Below are 15,710 nucleotides of genomic sequence, written 5' to 3'. Positions count from 1 at the left end.
TTTCCGATGGACGGGTGGGCTCGTGCGACCGGCGTCAGTCGGCCCAGGCTATGCCGATGAATTTGGAGGCACAACGATCTTCGAGCGGCTTGGCCCTGCTGACGTCCTCGAGCGCTCCTTCGAGAGTCATCGCGTCAGGATGCGGTCAACCGGGTTGAAGGGCGACGTGAACCTGCCGAGAGGCTCGATCATCGGATACAAGTCACGTGCCAAGTACCGCCCCTGCCCGGCAGGTCCGACGACCTCCTGGCCGTCGAAGACGAGCTTGCCACGCAGGTAGGTCGCCACGGGATAGCCCTGGGTTCGGTAGCCCTCGTAGGGCGTGAAATCGCCGCCGTGATGCATGGCGGCGTTTGTCAGCGTCACCGACTTATGGGGGTCGAAGATGACGACGTCGGCGTCGCTTCCGACCGCGATCGTCCCTTTGCGCGGATGCAGCCCGAACAGCCGCGCCGGATTGGTGCTCACCAGGCGAACGAAGGTCTGCACATCGATCCGTCCCTTCGACACGCCTTCCGTGAACAGGACCGGCAGGCGTGCCGCGAGCCCCGGAATGCCGTTCGGGATCTTGTGAAAAGGGGCGTTCTCGCCCGCGATCTTTTTGCCCGTCGCATCGAAGCGGGTCGGCGAATGGTCGGAGGAGACGACTTCGATCACGCCACGGCGCATGTAGCGCCAGAGCGCCTCCTGGTCGGCTTTGGTGCGAGCGGGCGGCCCGAAGACGAACTTTGCCCCTTCGAAATCCGGTCGATCGAGGTCCTCCGCCGTCAGGACGAGGTATTGCGGGCAGGTCTCGCCCCACACCTTGAGGCCGCGCGCCTGGGCGCGCGCGATCTCCTCGGCCGATTCAGCCCCGGAGACGTGAAAGACCTGGATAGGCACATCGAGGGCTTCCGCCAGCGCGATGATGCGGTGCACGGCCTCGCGCTCCACCACCATCGGCTTCGCCCAAGGGTGGTATTTCGGCGCCGTCAGTCCGGCCGCGACGAGCTGTTCCGTGAGCCAGGCAAGGAGGTCGTGGTGTTCGGCGTGGACGCAGACAAGGGCTCCGTTGCGGCGCGCCTCCGCCAAGATCCGGATCGCCTGCGCGTCGTCGACCCGCACGCCGTCGTAGGTCAGGAAGATCTTGATCGAGCGGTTGCCCTCGGCGACGAGAAGCGGGAGTTCTTCCTTGAGCACCGTCGGGGTTGGGTCGGTGATCGTCATGTGGAACGCGTAGTCGACCCGGGCTTGGTTGGCGCGCTGGTGGTAGTCGGCGACCGTCGCGAGCAACGACGATCCCTTGGTCTGCCAGGCGAAGGCGACGACCGTCGTCGTTCCTCCCGCGGCGGCCGAGGCGGTGCCCGTGTCGAAGCCGTCGCACATCTCGGCGCCGACCGGTGGCTGGTCGAGATGGACGTGACTATCGACCCCGCCGGGCATGACGAGCATGCCGGTGGCGTCGACGGTCTCCTCGGCCGGACCGAGGTCCCGGCCGATCGCGGTCACGAGGCCGTCGCTCACGCCGACATCGGTCAGGACCGCATCCGTCCCGGTCACGACGGTGCCGCCGCGGATCACGAGATCGAGCGCCCGCATATCTCGCCTCCAAGGCTTGCCGAGGCCGTCCAGTCATCACAAAGCGGGGCTGGGTTCAACGATCGGATTTGAGAGAAGGCCATGTCCCGGAGCGAAGGCCAGCTGATCGTGGCATTGGGCGATCGGCGCTACCGCGTCGAGCGACCCTGGGGCGACATTCCGGTCGGTGCCGGCATGGTCAGCGACGTCACCGTGGACAGCCGCGGCCACGTCTTCGCCCTGCTGAGATCGGATTCGCTCGCGGGTCCTCCAGGGACCCCGGTCCTGGAGCTTGCGCCGGACGGCCGGCGGCTCGCGTCCTGGGGCGAGGACCTGATCGCCGACGGGCATATGCTCGCCTGCGCGCCGGACGACAGGCTGTTCATCGTCGATCGGGACGCCCATGAGGTCGTGATCTGCTCGACGGACGGGCAGAGGATCGGCGGCCTCGGGCGCCGCCACCATCCGCTGGAGCCGTTCAACCACCCAAGCGATGTCGCCATCGCGCAGGATGGAGGGATCCTCGTCTCCGGCGGATACGCGGACAGCCGCCTGCACCGCTTCGACGCCGACGGCAGCGCACTCGGATCGTTCGGCGACCTGGGGGAGGGCCCTGGCGGCTTCCTGAACCCGCACGCGGTCTGGGTGATGCCGGACGGCCGCGTCGTCGTGGCCGACCGGGAGAATGACCGCTTGCAGGTCTTCGATGCTGCCGGGCGCCCGAGCGCGATCTGGAGGGGCTTTCGGCAGCCTCTCGACATCTGGGGCGAGGCGGACGGAACGATCTTCGTCACGGACCTCGTGCCGTCACTGCACATGCTCGCCCCCGACGGCACCCGCCTCGGACGTTGCAGGCCGGTGCTCAACGGCGCACATGGCATCTGGGGTGGTCGCGACGGCCATCTCTACCTGGCGGAGCCGAACCCGAGCCGGCTCACGCGGCTGGTCCCGCTCAATCGCCAGGACTGGCGTTAGGGCTCCGCCGCCAGCACGTCGCGGAGTTCGCGCACGATCACGGCCGCGAAGGCCGGATCGTTGATGTGATGCGGCACGCGGCGGATCCGATGGGCGTCGCTGACGACGAACGTTCCCTCGATCGCCTCGAACAGGGCCGCGCTGGCCTCGGGCGCGTGGAAAGGCTGGCCGGGCGCGTCGAGCATGGAGACGCCGCCTTCCGGCAGCAGCAGCCGTACCGGCCCCGGTGAGCGGTTCAGCTTCTCGGCGAGCCAGGCGCCTGCCTCCCGGTTCTCCGCGGGCGTCGTCCGCATCAGCGTGACATTGGCGTTGTGGACGTGGAACAGGCGGTCGCGATGGTGCTCCGGCACCGTCTCGCGAGCCCAGAAGTTGATCATGTCGAAAGCCCCCACCGACCCGATCCAGGGCGTTCCCGTCCTCGAGATCGCGTCGAAGCGCTCCGGTCCGGCGGTGCAGACGCCGCCGAACAGGTGATCCATCGCCTCGGTCGTCGAGATGTCGAGCACGGCCCGCAGCAGGCCGGCATCGACCAGCGCCTCCAGCGCTCGCCCTCCATGGCCGTTGGCATGGAATACCTGGGCATCGAACTCGGCGGCGACCAAGGCCTGGATCGCCATCACGCAGGGCGTCGTGACGCCGAACATGCTGAGGCCCAGCGCCGGCTTCTCGTCCGGGCTCGCGGGCGGCCGCCACAGCATCATGCCGGCCAAAGCATGGGCGGCGTTGCCCAGCACGACCCGCGAGATGCGGTTCAGACCGGCAACGTCTGTCACGGGGAACATCGATGTGATGTCGTGGATGCCGAGATAGGCGGACATGTCGCCCGCGGCCAGCGTCGAGACCAGCATCCGGGGCGTGCCGATCGGCAGCGCGCGCATCGTAGGCGCGATGATCGCGGTGCCGCCGGAGCCGGCGAGGCCGATCATGCCGCCGACGTCTTCGCGGCCGCCGATCCAGCGACGCAGCGCCTCGGTCATCGCGGTGACGGCGACGCCGCGGTCCGCGGCTCCGAGGACCGCGGCGGCCCCATCGGGATGGGAAGCCGCGACCTCGGCCGCCGTGACATCGACCTCGCGCGCATCGCTCTTCGTGCCGACATCGACCGTGGTGGTCGGCACGCCCGCAGCACGGATCAGACCCGCCACGTAATGGTGTTCGTCACCCTTGGTGTCGAAGGTCCCGACCACGTAGGCGCGACGCTCCACCATGCCGTCAGCCGCCCGATCGGGCAATCGCTTCGGCGCCCTGGAATGCGAAGCGGAACGTGTCGGTCACGGCCCGCATCACCTCCGGCTCGTCCTTCGGATCGACCTCGAACGTCGCCCACCATTCGCCGAAGGTCTGGTTCGTCTCGGTGACCTCCTTCAGCCGCATCTCGGAGACGTAGTTGCGGACGGGAAGCGTCGCCTCGAGGATGCAATAGGCACAGACATGTTCGCGGTCGGAGAGCGTCAGGAGCTGCTCCCGAATGTGTCCGGTCCCGTCCTTGGTGCGGAAATTCCGGATGCAGCCGATCTGGTCGGACGGAAGGCCATCCTCGATGTGGCTCGTCGAGAAGAGGTTCGCATTATAGCGGGGCAGCGCGTTGAAATCGCGCAGCACCGCCCAGGTCGCGGCGACCGGCGCATCGATCACGGCGCTGACATAGACGCGTTTCATCGCTGGCTCCGCTTAGTAGGTGATGGCCTTGAAGGTTCGCACATGCTCGGTCATCGCGATCTCGACCGGGAGCCGCTCGACGCTGCTCGCGCCGTAGAAGCCGTTGCAATGCTTGCTCTTGCGCATGACGTAGGCGGCGTCGTCCGGGGACGAGATGGCGCCGCCATGCGCGATGATGATCACGTCCTTGCGGATGCGCCGGGCCGCGTCCGCCCACTCGTCGATCTGCGCGACGGAATCGTCGAGCGATTTCGCGGTCGTGACCCCGATCGTGCCACCGGTGGTCGTGCCCATGTGGGGCACGATGATGTCGGCCCCGGCCTTCGCCATCTCGACGGCCTCATCGGCATTGAACACGTAGGGCGTCGTCAGAAGGTCGAGCTCGTGCGCCTGGCGGATCATGTCGATCTCCTGCGCGTACTGGATGCCTGTCTCCTCCAGCATCGTCCGGAAATTGCCGTCGATGATGCCAATCGTCGGGAAGTTCTGGACGCCCGAGAAGCCGAGTTCCTTCAACTCCTTCAGGAAGACCGGCATGATGATGAAGGGATCCGTCCCGTTCACGCCCGCCAGGACGGGCGTCTTCTTGACGACCGGCAGGATCTCGACCGCCATCTCCTTCACGATGGCATTGGCATTGCCATAGGCCATGAGACCCGACGAGGAGCCTCGCCCGGCCATCCGGTAGCGGCCGGAATTGTAGACGATGATGAGGTCGATCCCGCCGGCCTCCTCGCATTTCGCGGAGAGCCCCGTGCCCGCGCCGCCGCCGATGATCGGCTCCCGGCGCGAGACCATCTCGTTCAGCCGGGCGACGATGTCCGCCCGCTTGATTGCCGCCATGTCGAAAGGTCTCCAGGAATGGCCGCCCGCAGGCGGCCCTTTGAGGTTCAGCCCTTCTTGACCAGCGGGCAGGTCGACAGGGACAGCGGCTGGAAGGCTTTGTCGGCCGGGATGGTGCCGAGCGGCTTCAGGTAATCCCACGGATACTTGGATTCCGCCTTGGTCTTGACCTGCCAGAGATACATGTCGTGCACCATGCGGCCGTCCTCGCGGATGCGGCCACCCTTGGCGAACATGTCGTTGATCGGCAGCTCGCGCATGGCCTTGGACACCGCGTCCGGCTCATCCGTGCCGGCCTTCTCGACCGCCTTCAGGTAGTGCAGCGTCGACGAGTAATCGGCGGCCTGGCTCATGTTCGGCATCAAGCCGACACGGTCGAAGTAACGCTTGGCGAAGGCGCGGGTTTCGTCGTTCTGGTCCCAGTACCAGGCGTTGGTCAGCTGAAGGCCGCCCGCCGCGTCGAGCCCGAGAGCGTGGACGTCGTTGATCCACAACAGCAGAGCCGCGAGCTTCTGGTTCTTCGTGATGCCGAACTCGGCCGCGTTCTTGATCGCGTTGATGGCGTCGGCCCCGGTCGAGGCGATGCCGATGATCTTGGCCTTCGAGGTCTGGGCCTGCAGCAGGAAGGACGAGAAGTCCGTCGTGTTCAGCGGATGGCGCGACGATCCGAGGACCTTGCCGCCGGCGGCGGTGACCACGTCCGTGACCTGCTTCTCGAGCCCGTGCCCGAAGGCGAAATCGACCGTCAGGAAGTACCAGCTGTCGCCGCCCTGCTCGACGATGGTGCGTCCGGTCCCGTTCGCGAGCGAATAGGCGTCATAGGCATAATGCACGGCGTAGGGGGAACAGGCCTGGTTCGTGATCCCCATGTTGGAGGAGCCGTTGACCACGATGTGGCGCTTCTTCTCCTTCGCGATCGCGGCGACCGCCAGTGCGACACCGGAATTCGACAGGTCCTGGATCAGATCCACACCGCCGGTATCGAACCATTGCCGCGCCAGATTGGCGCCGATATCCGGCTTGTTCTGGTGATCGGCATAGACGACGTCGACAGGCTTGCCGATCACCTTGCCGCCGTGATCCTCGACGGCCATGCGGACGGCTTCGAGCGCGCCCTTGCCGGACAGATCCGAGTAGATGCCCGACATGTCCGTCAGGACGCCGATCCTCACGACACCGTCCGAGATCTTGGGTGCCTGAGCATAGGCTGGCGCGACAAGGCATGTCGCAGCCGTCAACACGGACGCAAAGCGCACTGCCATCTTGACCATGATGTCCTCCCTGACTTGTTCTTGACGGTGAGATTGCCGGGACCGACAGTCCGGCGCCATGGCCAGGGACCACCTCGACCTACTCGAAACGCACATCGACGGGCCCGATACGAAGCTCTGGTCGGTCAGGGCCGAGGAATGCCCGGCCTTGACCCGCCGACATATCGCGCATGTCGGTCTGGGCGACGCCGCCGTGCCGTACCGGATCGTCCGCACCAAACTCTCCGGTGCCTATCTGCACGGCTCACTCGGCGGCGAAGGCCGCATGCTGATCGACGGCCGCTGGCGTCCACATGCGGGCGGTATGGCGTCGCTCGCGCCAGCCCATGTCCTGCATGCCTTCCACGCCATCCCGTCGCGGCGCTGGAACTATTGCTGGGTCCGTTTCACGCCGACGTCACCGCGCTCGATTATCCACGCCATGGCGCCGATCGTGGGGCGCTTCGACTGCCGGCCGCTCGGCCACGCCATCATGGGGCTCTACGACGAGATGCAGGGGCGACGAGACATCGCGACCTGCGCGCTATGGCTCGATCTGATCGAAACCTATGTCGACGCCTTCGCGGAGCCGTGGCGGCGCGAAACCCGCCTCGTGGCCGTCTGGAACAGCGTTCGCCAGGATCTTGCCCGGCCCTGGACGCTGGCAGAGCTTGCGAGCCTCGCCGGGCTCTCGGGTGAGCATCTGCGCCGGCTCTGCCACGGCAGTCTGGGCCGCAGCCCGATGCAGCAGCTGACCAACCTGCGCGTTCAACATGCGGCCCATCAGCTTGTGACGACGGACGCGAAAATCGAGACCATCGCCGACAGCGTCGGCTACCGGAACGCCTTCGCATTCTCGAACGTCTTCAAGAAGGTCACGGGCGTACGCCCCTCACACTTCCGAACCCGCCGCCAACCATGAGGCATCCCGTCGTGTGCAGCGACGGGCCACGCGACGATCGAGTCCCACGTGATTATTCCTGCGCTGCAGCGAACCTCAGCCCACCCAATCAACGGGCGTCAGACGATCCGGATGGATAGCTCCGGCAGATTGTCGATCTTCCCGAGCAGCACGTCACCCTTCACCACGGGACCGACATTCTCAGGCGTCCCGGAGAAGATGATGTCGCCGGCCTTGAGCTCGAAGGCATCCGAGAGGTTCGCGATCTGCTCCGCCACGGACCAGATCATGTAGGACAGGTCGGCCTCCTGCTTCACTTGCCCGTTCACCTGGAGTTGGATCCTGCCCTTCTCGAAATGGCCCACCGTCTCGACGGGGTGGATCGGCCCGATCGGGGCGGAGTTGTCGAAGCTCTTGCCGATCTCCCAGGGCTTCTTCTGGTCGCCCATCCCGCGCTGCAGGTCCCGGCGCGTCATGTCGAGGCCGATCGCGTAGCCGTAGACATGCTCGAGGGCCCGCTCCCGCGGGATGTTCCGCCCGCCGGATTTCAGGGCGGCGACGAGCTCCAGCTCGTAATGGTAGTTCTTGGTGAGCGTCGGATAGGCGTGGTCCGCGACCGTGCCGACGCGCACGAGTTGCACCGCGTCCGTCGGCTTCTGGAAGAAGAAGGGCGGCTCGCGGGTCGGATCCGAGCCCATCTCCCGCGCATGCGCCGCATAGTTGCGGCCGATGCAATAGATGCGGCGAACCGGAAAGCTCTCGTCCGAGGCAGCGATCGGCAGGAGCGTCTGCGCGACCGTGAACGGCACCTTCGGACCAGCCTGAACCTGGGCCTGCGCGGTTCCGGGTAGTGCCTGCGCACCGACCACGGCGCCCAGCGCCGCCTCCAGCACCCTGCGGCGGCTTGCCTTGTCCATCCGTTCCTCCTCGCTTCCGGACGCCTGCCCTCGGCGAATGATACAGCTCGATATCGCGCCCCGGAACCGCCGGCTCAAGCTCAATGCGCGAGCGGGTCGGGTCGCACCTGGATGTGTACGGCACGGGGCTTCGAGCCCTTGCCGCCCTCCTTCAGCCAAGGGGTTCGATCCCCATTGGTGCTCCAGAGGCCACGACCTTTCCAGCCGGCTTTCGGGTCGTCGATCCGTCCATCCAGGCCTTTGGCGAAGAACCCGAGAGGGTAGGGGACCCGCAGCATCACCATCTGGCCGTCCCTGAAGGCCACGAAGCCGTCGTTGAGGTTCGCGGTCGAGATCGGCACGTTTTCGCCCAGTCCCAACGTGTTGTGCTGGTCGACCCAGCTATAGTAGCTCGCCTCGGCGGTGCCATTTTCGAAGCCCTCGAACGCGGGACCCGGATATTTGTGCTGCGAATATCCCTCGGGGCAATGGGCGCCCGTTGCGCCTGGCCCGGTGAGCGGACCCTTGCACTTGCGCCGGTCGAAGCTGACCAGTGCCCCGTTCGAACCGGAACCCCAAAGGACGCCGTCCTTGTCGATGTCGCCCCCTCTCAGGCCGATGATGTCCTTCGGCACGGCGTAGAATTCCGACAGCTTCGTCCTCGGATCGAAGCGCAGGAAGCCGGGCGTTCCCACGAAGGTGTTCGTGGCGTACCAGACCGATCCGTCCGTGGGATGTGGCATCACGGCATAGGGGCCGGAGCCCCCCAGGCGCATGTCCTTGCCGGGCTCCTGCGGCTTCCCGGGCTCGGTCCAGTCGTCGAGCTTGCCGTTGCCGCTGGTATCGAGGACGAAGGGCGACCACCCCTGCGCCTTGATGGGGTCCCCGGTTTGCTCCAGGACGGCGGTGTTGATCCAGCCGGCCACCGGCCCGCCGCCGGAAAACCAAACCGTCTCGTCGGAATCGTAGCCGAATTGCGGATGATGCGTGCCGAAGCAGGTATCGATCATCGTGTATCTCATCGTCTTGGGATCGAGCATCGACACCTGCCGCCCGGACCGCTCGACAGGGAACGCTTTCGCGGATGGGTGGTCCGACCCGGCCCTGCAGAATGCCGGGTTGTCGTTGCCGCGAACGGCGGCCGCGAACCAGACGCGTCCTTGTCGATCGAACATGCCGTTGTGATTGTTGGCGCGCTGCTTCCAGATCTTCTCGTCGCCCCAGTATGGCGACGGCATCGTCGGCTCCGCCATGGCGGTGGCGTGGAAGGGAGGGCCGAACGACTCGGGCCCGTCCGGGTCGAGCACGGTCATCTTGAAGAACGACGTCGTGTGCGTCTTCGGATCCAGGATCGGAATGTCGTCGCTCGAATATTCCGGGGAGCCATAGAGCGGCCCGTAGGCGTTGACCGTCGGCTGTCGCCGATCGGACGAGATCAGGTCGTGGATGAAGGTCTTCTCCGTTCCCCATTCCCAGGACGAGACGACCACGTTCCGTTCCACCCCCTGGGGCCGTTGCGGCTGATCCTTGGGCAACTCACCCTTGGCCACACGGTCCGTCCAGTCGCCGAAATACTTGAACGGCACGCCGCCGAGCTGGCCGGCGAGACGGTTGATCATCCACTCGCCGGTATGACCCGAGCCGACACGACGCATCCAGGCCTCTTCGCCGGACGCGAAAGCCCCGAGCTGCGCCGGGATCATCCGGGTCGATTCCTGACCGAGCTGGTGACACCCGACGCAATCGACATTCCCCATGCGCTGGCGCCAGAGCTCGCGCGTGACGTCCTTCGGTATGTCGCTGGCACCCCCGAAGTCGCTGGCCGGGGGCATCCGCATCATCGCGTACCAATAGATCGCCGGGTAATACTGCGCCGCCGAGCGCGCGTCAGGCGCCGCGACCGCCGTCAGGTCGAGCTTCTGGCCGGGCTTTGCTCGGATCTTGGGCGAGTCCACGAGCCCGAAGCCACGAACCCAGACCTGGTAATTGGCCATGGGAAGGTCGGGGAGGACGTAACGGCCCTGATCGTCGGTGACGACGATCTTCGCGTAGGTCGTGGGGAGATCAGTGGTCTCCGCGATGATCCAAACGCCGGCTTCCGGGCCTCTCGGCCCGGTGACCACTCCGCCGATATCGTCCTCGTCCAGCGCGATCGAGGCCTGTTGCGCGCTGGCGGGAACCCGAAGCACGGCTGTCGCTGCAATCAAGGCGACAGCTGCGGCGCCTGAGAACAGGATGTGTCCAAGCCTCATGTTTCCCCCCAACCGCACACTGCCGTGCTTTTCAGCTATCAGTACATGCGAAGCGCCGGACTGGGAACGACCGTGCTTGCAAGTTCGCGCGGGAGCCGGTGTGCAACCCGCCGGCGTCCGGTCGCAGGCTCGACGTCGCGACAAGCCGGGAGGCTCCGGTCGGGGCGTGCGGCAGACAGGCTGCGACGGGACTAACGGCCTCCCAGGGCAGGCAGTTTCCCCTCGAGTGAAGCAGCGTCGCTGGTCGACGCTTGTGGCGCATTCTGAAGGTAGGGGAGTGGTTCCGGGCGGAATTCGGCTGCTACCGCCTCGATCCGCATGAGCGCACGCCCGAGGGACGCCCGGAGATGTTCGCGCAGCGCCTCGACGGCGTGATCCGTCCGCCCCTGGTTCAGCGCCTCGAGCACCTTCAGGTGCTCCGGAAGAAAGGGTTCGGAGGAAAATAGTGCTGGCGTCCAGCGGTACAGGAAGCTGTGCGCCACAAGGAGCGACTGGTAGGAGCGGAGCGCCTCCATGAGGGTGCGCTGGCCGCAGAATCCGAGGATCTCGCCGTGCAGTTCCGCCTCGAGCGCATCGAGGTCCGCCCCCGTGAGAGTGTCTGCTCGCGCGATGGCGGTCTGCGTCGACCGGAGAGCTCGGCGGAGCAGGTCCTTCGGGACCGAATCGGCCGCTTTCGCGAGTGCGATCGGCTCCAGCGTCCAGCGCATCTCGTAGAGCTCGGTCACGTGAAGCGGCGTCAACGCGGGTGCGAACCAACGGGAGTCGTCCTTGCGGATGATCCCGCGCTGATTAAGCCTTGCCACGACCTCGCGGGCGACGGTCCGGCTCACGCCGTGATGCTTGGCGATCTCCGACTCCACCACGCGCCAGCTCGCAAAGGCGGTGCGGGACACGATGTTCGTCTCCACCTCCGCGTAGATGCGCTCCCAGCTCGCGGCGGGCGAAAGGTGGATGGGCCCCGGCGCCTCTGCCGAACCGTCGCCTGAGCCCGCGAGGCTCGTCACCACGTAGCCGCGCCGTTCAGCACGCGAGAGGAGACCCTCATCGGCCAGTGCCGCGAGAGCATGCCGGGCAGGCGCCCGGCTGATCCCGAAATCCGCAGCGACCCGGGATTCGAGGAGACGCGTCCCGGGCGGAAGCGCGCCCGCCCGGATCCGGCGGGCCAGGATCTCGGCAGCCTGGCTGTGCAGCCGGGGGACGGCGCCTGCCCGCCCGGGCTCATGGCGGGCATTCTCCATTCCGCTGTCTGTCATGCCCACCCGTTCGGACCAGGCCATATCGGACCCGCCCTTCGTCGGACTTGTCAACGGCCTCGCGCTCCGCCTAGATCCCGACGACTGGACACTGTATCCGTTGAACATCTTTGGGAGAGGAAACGTGACGGGGCGCCTTGCGGGACTCACCGCTTTCGTGACGGGCGCCGGCCAGGGGATCGGGCGCGCCATCGCGCTCGCCTATGCGGCGGAGGGTGCGCAGGTCATCGCCGCGAGCCGCACGGCGTCGAAGCTCTCGGATCTGCGCAAGATTTCGCCGGCCATCACACCGATTTCGCTCGACGTGACCGACGGACCGGCCGTCGCCCGCGTCGTCGCGGACGCGTCTCCGCTCGACATCCTGGTGAACTGCGCCGGCTGGGTGCATGGCGGCACGTTGCTCGAGACGAGCGAGGCCGACTGGGCGAAGAGCTTCGACCAGAACGTCACCTCGATGTTCCACACCATCAAGGCCGCCCTTCCGGCCATGCTGGAGCGCCGCTCCGGCTCCATCGTCAACGTCGCCTCCAGCATCACGGGCGTGGCGGGCCGCGCCGCCTACGGCGCGAGCAAGGCCGCCGTGATCGGACTGACCAAAGCCGTCGCGCGCGATGGCGTTTCGGCCGGGATTCGCTGCAACGCGCTCTGCCCCGGCACGACGCTCTCGCCGTCCCTCGAGGAGCGGATCCAGAGCGCACCCGATCCGGAGGCCCGGCGACGCGAGTTCGTCGCGCGGCAGGCCATGGGCCGGCTCGGCACGCCGGAGGAAATGGCGGCCGCGGCGGTCTATCTCGCCAGCCCCGACTCGGCCTTCACGACGGGTCAGGTCATCGTCGTGGACGGGGGGCAGACGCTGTGAGAGCAGAGGCGGAAAGCCGCTTCTCCGCCGAGGCGCTCGCGGCCTTCTCGCGCGACGCGCTCGCGCTGGCCGGGGCGGACGAAGCGAGTGCGGATGCGGCGACACGGTCGATGCTGCATGCGTCCCGGTTCGGGGTGGACAGCCATGGCTTCCGCCTCCTGCCCCATTATGCCGCCGTGATCGAAGCGGGTCGGGTCAAGGGCTCGCCGGAGCTCCGTTTCCAGACCGGGGCCGGAGCAGTCGCAACCCTCGACGCGGGTCATGCGCAGGGGGCCCGAGCCGCCTATGCCGCCATGGATCACGCCGTCGGGCTCGCGGGCCGTTTCGGCATCGGCGCGGTCGCGATCCGCAACTCCTCCCATTTCGGTGCGGCCGGCGCCTACGCGCTCGCCGCGGCCGAGGCAGGCTTCGTCGGCTTTGCGACCTGCAACACGGACAGCTTCGTCCGGTTGCACGACGGCGCGGAGCGTTTCCACGGCACGAACCCGCTCGCCTTCGCGGTTCCGACCGGCGACGGACGCCCCTGGCTGCTCGACATGGCCACGAGCGCGATCCCGTATAACCGCGTGCTGCTCTATCGGGGGCTTGGGCGCGAGCTCCCGCCCGGGACCGCCTCGGACGAAGAGGGGCGCGAGACGCGCGACCCGGGCGCCGTCGAGATGCTGGCCCCGCTCGGCGCCGCCTTCGGGTTCAAGGGCGCCGCGCTCGCAGGCGTCGCCGAGATCTTCAGCGCGGTGCTGACCGGGATGCGGCTCAGCCCCGAGATCCTGCCGATGGGCGGACCCGATCTCTCGACACCTCGCGAGATGGGCGCTTTCGTCATGGCGCTGAACCCGTCTGCTTTCATGGAGCCGGAGGCGTTCCGGGCCGGCATGCAGCGTTATCTCACGGCGCTGCGCGGGTCGCGTCCGACCGAGGGCGGGTCCGTCATGGCGCCCGGCGACCGGGAATGGGCGGAAGCGGCAGGCCGCGAACGGGACGGCATCCCGATCGACCCGACGACGCTCGCTGCTTTCGCCAGCATGGCCGAGCGGCACGGTCTTGAGCTTCCGCAGCCGGTCTGTCCGGCCGAATGACGAGTGTCTCGACGAACCAACGATCAGGGAGGTCACCATGAAAAAAGCCGTTCACCTGTCCGTCGCCCTCGGCGCGACACTTGCCGCTACGCTCCTCGGCGTCCCTGCAGCCGATGCGCAGCAGAAGACCTTTACGCTGCGGCTGAACCACGTGCTCGGCCCGAACGAGCCTTTCCATCGCGGCTTCCAGGATTGGGCGAAGCGCGTGGACGAGCGAACCAAGGGCGGGCTCAAGATCCAGGTCTTCCACTCGGCGCAGCTCGGCGTGGAGGAGGACATCATCGAGCAGATGCGCCAGGGCGCCGCCATCGGCCAGAATACCGACGCCGCCCGGCTCGGCAATTACGTGAAGAGCCTCGCCGTGATGAACGGCCCGTATTTCGCGACCTCGCTCGAGGATGTCGACAAGCTCGGCAAGGCGCCGACGATCACGAAGGCGGCCGACGAGCTGTCCAAACAGCACGGGCTCAAGGTCGTGTGCTTCGACTGGGTCCAGGGCTACCGCCACTTCTTCACCAACAAGCCGGTCCGCAAGCCGGCCGACCTCGCGGGCCTGCGTATCCGCACGCCGCCGGCGCCGATCTGGCAGGAATCGATCCGCGCACTCGGTGCGGCGCCGACCGCCATGGCCTTCGGCGAGATGTATCCGGCGCTGCAGCAGCAGGCGATCGACGGGGTCGAGCTCGTCTACAACAACATCCCGGGTGCCCGCTTCTACGAGGTGGTGAAGTTCGCCAGCGAGACGAAGCACATCATGCTGATCAACTTCCAGGTCGTCGGCTCGAAATTCTTCGACGGTCTGCCGGCCGAGTACCAGACAGCGCTGGTCGAGGAATGCCAGAAGGCCGGCCGGGAGACGTCCGAGAAGATCCTGGCCTCCGAGGCGACCGTGAAGACTCAGCTGAAGGGTCGCGGGATGACCATCGTCGAGGACGTGGACATGGCCGCCTTCCAGCAGGCCGGCAACGCCGCCTATGAGAAGCTCGGCCTGCTCGAGACGAAGCAGGCGGTGCACAAGGAAATCGGCAAGAACTGAGCGACAGGACCTTGCTCGCGGCGACGGAACCCAAGATGAACCTATTCCTCGCCGGCCTCAACAAAGCCGAAGCCATCATCGCGGGCACGTTCCTGATCCTGATGGTTGTCCTGATCTTCGTGGGCGGGCTGGCGCGGCTGGCGCATGTCCCCCTGAACTGGACGATCGACATGGCGACATGCCTCTTCGCCTGGGCATGTTTCCTGGCGGCCGACATCGCCTGGCGCAAGAACAGCCTGATGGCGATCGAGATCGTGACCGACAAGCTTCCCGAGCGCCTCCAATCGGCGTTCCGAATGCTCAACTACGCGCTCATCTCTGCCTTCCTGGTCTACTTGATCGTCTGGGGGGGTTACCTGTCCTGGACCAGCCGCATCCGGAGCTTCCAGGGCATTCCGGGTGTCAGCTATTCGTGGGTGACCATGAGCCTGCCGGTCGGCGCCGCCCTGATGCTGCTGACGACATTGCGCAAAGTCCTCGCCGAGATGCGAGGCGAGCACGCCGTCAATCAAGCCGTCGACGTGATGTGAGCGGCGGCCATGGTCCTCGTCCTCATCGCCTTCACGGTCCTGCTCCTGATCGGCATGCCCGTCGCGTTCGCGGTCGCGATCGCCGGCACCGTCTTCTTCATGCAGAACCCGGAGCTCCCGGCGACCATCCCGATCCAGCTGACCGTGACGGAGACGCAGAATTTCGCGCTCCTGGCGGTCCCGCTCTTCATCCTGGCCGGAAACTTCCTGAACGGGTCGGGGATCACCCAGAATCTTCTGAAGCTCGCGACCGTGATCACCGGCCGCATGCCGGGCGGCCTCGCGCAGACCTCCATCGCGCTCTCGACGCTGATGAGCGGCGTCACGGGATCCTCGATCGCGGACGCCGCCATGAACGCCCGCGTGCTCGGGCTCCAAATGCTGAAGCGCGGCTTCTCGCGCGGCTACGCGGCCGGCGTGATCTCGTACGGGTCGCTCATGGCACCGATCATCCCGCCCGGGATCGGCTTCATCCTCTACGGCACCGTCGGGCAGGTCTCGATCGGCCGGCTCTTCGCGGCCGGCATCATCCCGGGCCTGCTGCTCTGGGCCGCGCTCGCGGTTGCCATCTGGATCACGGCCCGGCAGCGGGGCTACGCGCCGGAACGCGAGAGGCTGCCGAC

At 66.8% G+C, this 15,710-nt stretch carries 15 protein-coding genes; 7 read left to right on the top strand and 8 right to left on the bottom strand.

Annotation, left to right across the window (positions count from 1 at the left end; genetic code table 11):
- Window positions 1-126: 126 nt before the first annotated feature.
- Window positions 127-1,578, bottom strand: coding sequence for a dihydropyrimidinase (gene hydA, locus ACFE87_RS09725; RefSeq protein ID WP_375459429.1), 1,452 nt, complete (start codon window positions 1,576-1,578; stop codon window positions 127-129).
- Window positions 1,579-1,659: 81 nt separating this feature from the next.
- On the opposite strand from hydA, the gene ACFE87_RS09720 reads away from it, so the two are divergent.
- Window positions 1,660-2,532, top strand: a complete 873-nt coding sequence (locus ACFE87_RS09720; protein WP_375459428.1) for a hypothetical protein — start codon at window positions 1,660-1,662, stop codon at window positions 2,530-2,532.
- On the opposite strand, the gene ACFE87_RS09715 is transcribed toward ACFE87_RS09720, so the two are convergent.
- From ACFE87_RS09715 to ACFE87_RS09700, 4 genes are read right to left on the bottom strand one after another with little or no spacing between them, the layout of a single operon-like run.
- Window positions 2,529-3,740: a Tm-1-like ATP-binding domain-containing protein gene (locus tag ACFE87_RS09715; protein ID WP_375459427.1), complete on the bottom strand. Its 1,212-nt coding sequence runs from the start codon at window positions 3,738-3,740 to the stop codon at window positions 2,529-2,531. The two genes, ACFE87_RS09720 and ACFE87_RS09715, sit on opposite strands and share 4 nt — an antisense overlap.
- 4 nt (window positions 3,741-3,744) lie before the next feature.
- Complete coding sequence (locus tag ACFE87_RS09710; RefSeq protein ID WP_375459426.1) at window positions 3,745-4,191, bottom strand: SRPBCC family protein; 447 nt, start codon at window positions 4,189-4,191, stop codon at window positions 3,745-3,747.
- A 12-nt stretch (window positions 4,192-4,203) separates the two neighbouring features.
- A complete protein-coding gene (locus ACFE87_RS09705; RefSeq protein WP_375459425.1) occupies window positions 4,204-5,034 on the bottom strand; it encodes a phosphoenolpyruvate hydrolase family protein in 831 nt (276 codons plus the stop codon).
- A gap of 47 nt (window positions 5,035-5,081) precedes the next feature.
- Window positions 5,082-6,296 (bottom strand): ABC transporter substrate-binding protein, encoded by a 1,215-nt coding sequence (locus ACFE87_RS09700; RefSeq protein WP_375459492.1) that lies wholly within the window; start codon window positions 6,294-6,296, stop codon window positions 5,082-5,084.
- 67 nt (window positions 6,297-6,363) lie between these two features.
- On the opposite strand from ACFE87_RS09700, the gene ACFE87_RS09695 reads away from it, so the two are divergent.
- On the top strand, window positions 6,364-7,206 hold the full coding sequence (locus tag ACFE87_RS09695; RefSeq protein ID WP_375459424.1) for an AraC family transcriptional regulator: 843 nt from the start codon (window positions 6,364-6,366) through the stop codon (window positions 7,204-7,206).
- 98 nt (window positions 7,207-7,304) lie between these two features.
- Here ACFE87_RS09695 and ACFE87_RS09690 read toward each other — a convergent pair whose 3' ends face one another.
- The 3 genes from ACFE87_RS09690 to ACFE87_RS09680 all read right to left on the bottom strand — a co-directional run bounded on the left by ACFE87_RS09690 (window position 7,305) and on the right by ACFE87_RS09680 (window position 11,586).
- The gene (locus tag ACFE87_RS09690; protein ID WP_375459423.1) at window positions 7,305-8,102 is read right to left on the bottom strand and encodes a fumarylacetoacetate hydrolase family protein; all 798 of its coding nucleotides are present in this window, start codon (window positions 8,100-8,102) and stop codon (window positions 7,305-7,307) included.
- Between the two features lie 80 nt (window positions 8,103-8,182).
- Complete coding sequence (locus ACFE87_RS09685; protein ID WP_375459422.1) at window positions 8,183-10,333, bottom strand: carboxypeptidase regulatory-like domain-containing protein; 2,151 nt, start codon at window positions 10,331-10,333, stop codon at window positions 8,183-8,185.
- Between the two features lie 191 nt (window positions 10,334-10,524).
- Window positions 10,525-11,586: a GntR family transcriptional regulator gene (locus ACFE87_RS09680; protein ID WP_375459421.1), complete on the bottom strand. Its 1,062-nt coding sequence runs from the start codon at window positions 11,584-11,586 to the stop codon at window positions 10,525-10,527.
- A 124-nt stretch (window positions 11,587-11,710) separates the two neighbouring features.
- Here ACFE87_RS09680 and ACFE87_RS09675 point away from each other — a divergent pair, with 124 nt between their 5' ends.
- The 5 genes from ACFE87_RS09675 to ACFE87_RS09655 all read left to right on the top strand — a co-directional run.
- Window positions 11,711-12,445, top strand: coding sequence for an SDR family oxidoreductase (locus tag ACFE87_RS09675; RefSeq protein WP_375459420.1), 735 nt, complete (start codon window positions 11,711-11,713; stop codon window positions 12,443-12,445).
- Complete coding sequence (locus ACFE87_RS09670; protein ID WP_375459419.1) at window positions 12,442-13,521, top strand: Ldh family oxidoreductase; 1,080 nt, start codon at window positions 12,442-12,444, stop codon at window positions 13,519-13,521. Before ACFE87_RS09675 ends, ACFE87_RS09670 begins: the two co-directional genes overlap by 4 nt.
- 37 nt (window positions 13,522-13,558) lie before the next feature.
- The gene (locus tag ACFE87_RS09665) at window positions 13,559-14,557 is read left to right on the top strand and encodes a C4-dicarboxylate TRAP transporter substrate-binding protein (RefSeq protein WP_375459418.1); all 999 of its coding nucleotides are present in this window, start codon (window positions 13,559-13,561) and stop codon (window positions 14,555-14,557) included.
- 35 nt (window positions 14,558-14,592) lie between these two features.
- Window positions 14,593-15,087, top strand: a complete 495-nt coding sequence (locus ACFE87_RS09660; RefSeq protein WP_375459417.1) for a TRAP transporter small permease — start codon at window positions 14,593-14,595, stop codon at window positions 15,085-15,087.
- A gap of 9 nt (window positions 15,088-15,096) precedes the next feature.
- Window positions 15,097-15,710, top strand: a 614-nt coding sequence (locus ACFE87_RS09655) for a TRAP transporter large permease subunit (protein WP_375459416.1), incomplete at its 3' end; no start/stop codon positions are given.

The organism is uncultured Enterovirga sp. (assembly GCF_964242715.1).
GTDB lineage: Bacteria > Pseudomonadota > Alphaproteobacteria > Rhizobiales > Beijerinckiaceae > Enterovirga.
Note: the sequence above shows the minus strand (reverse complement) of the source record. Positions and strands in the feature narration are given on the sequence as shown.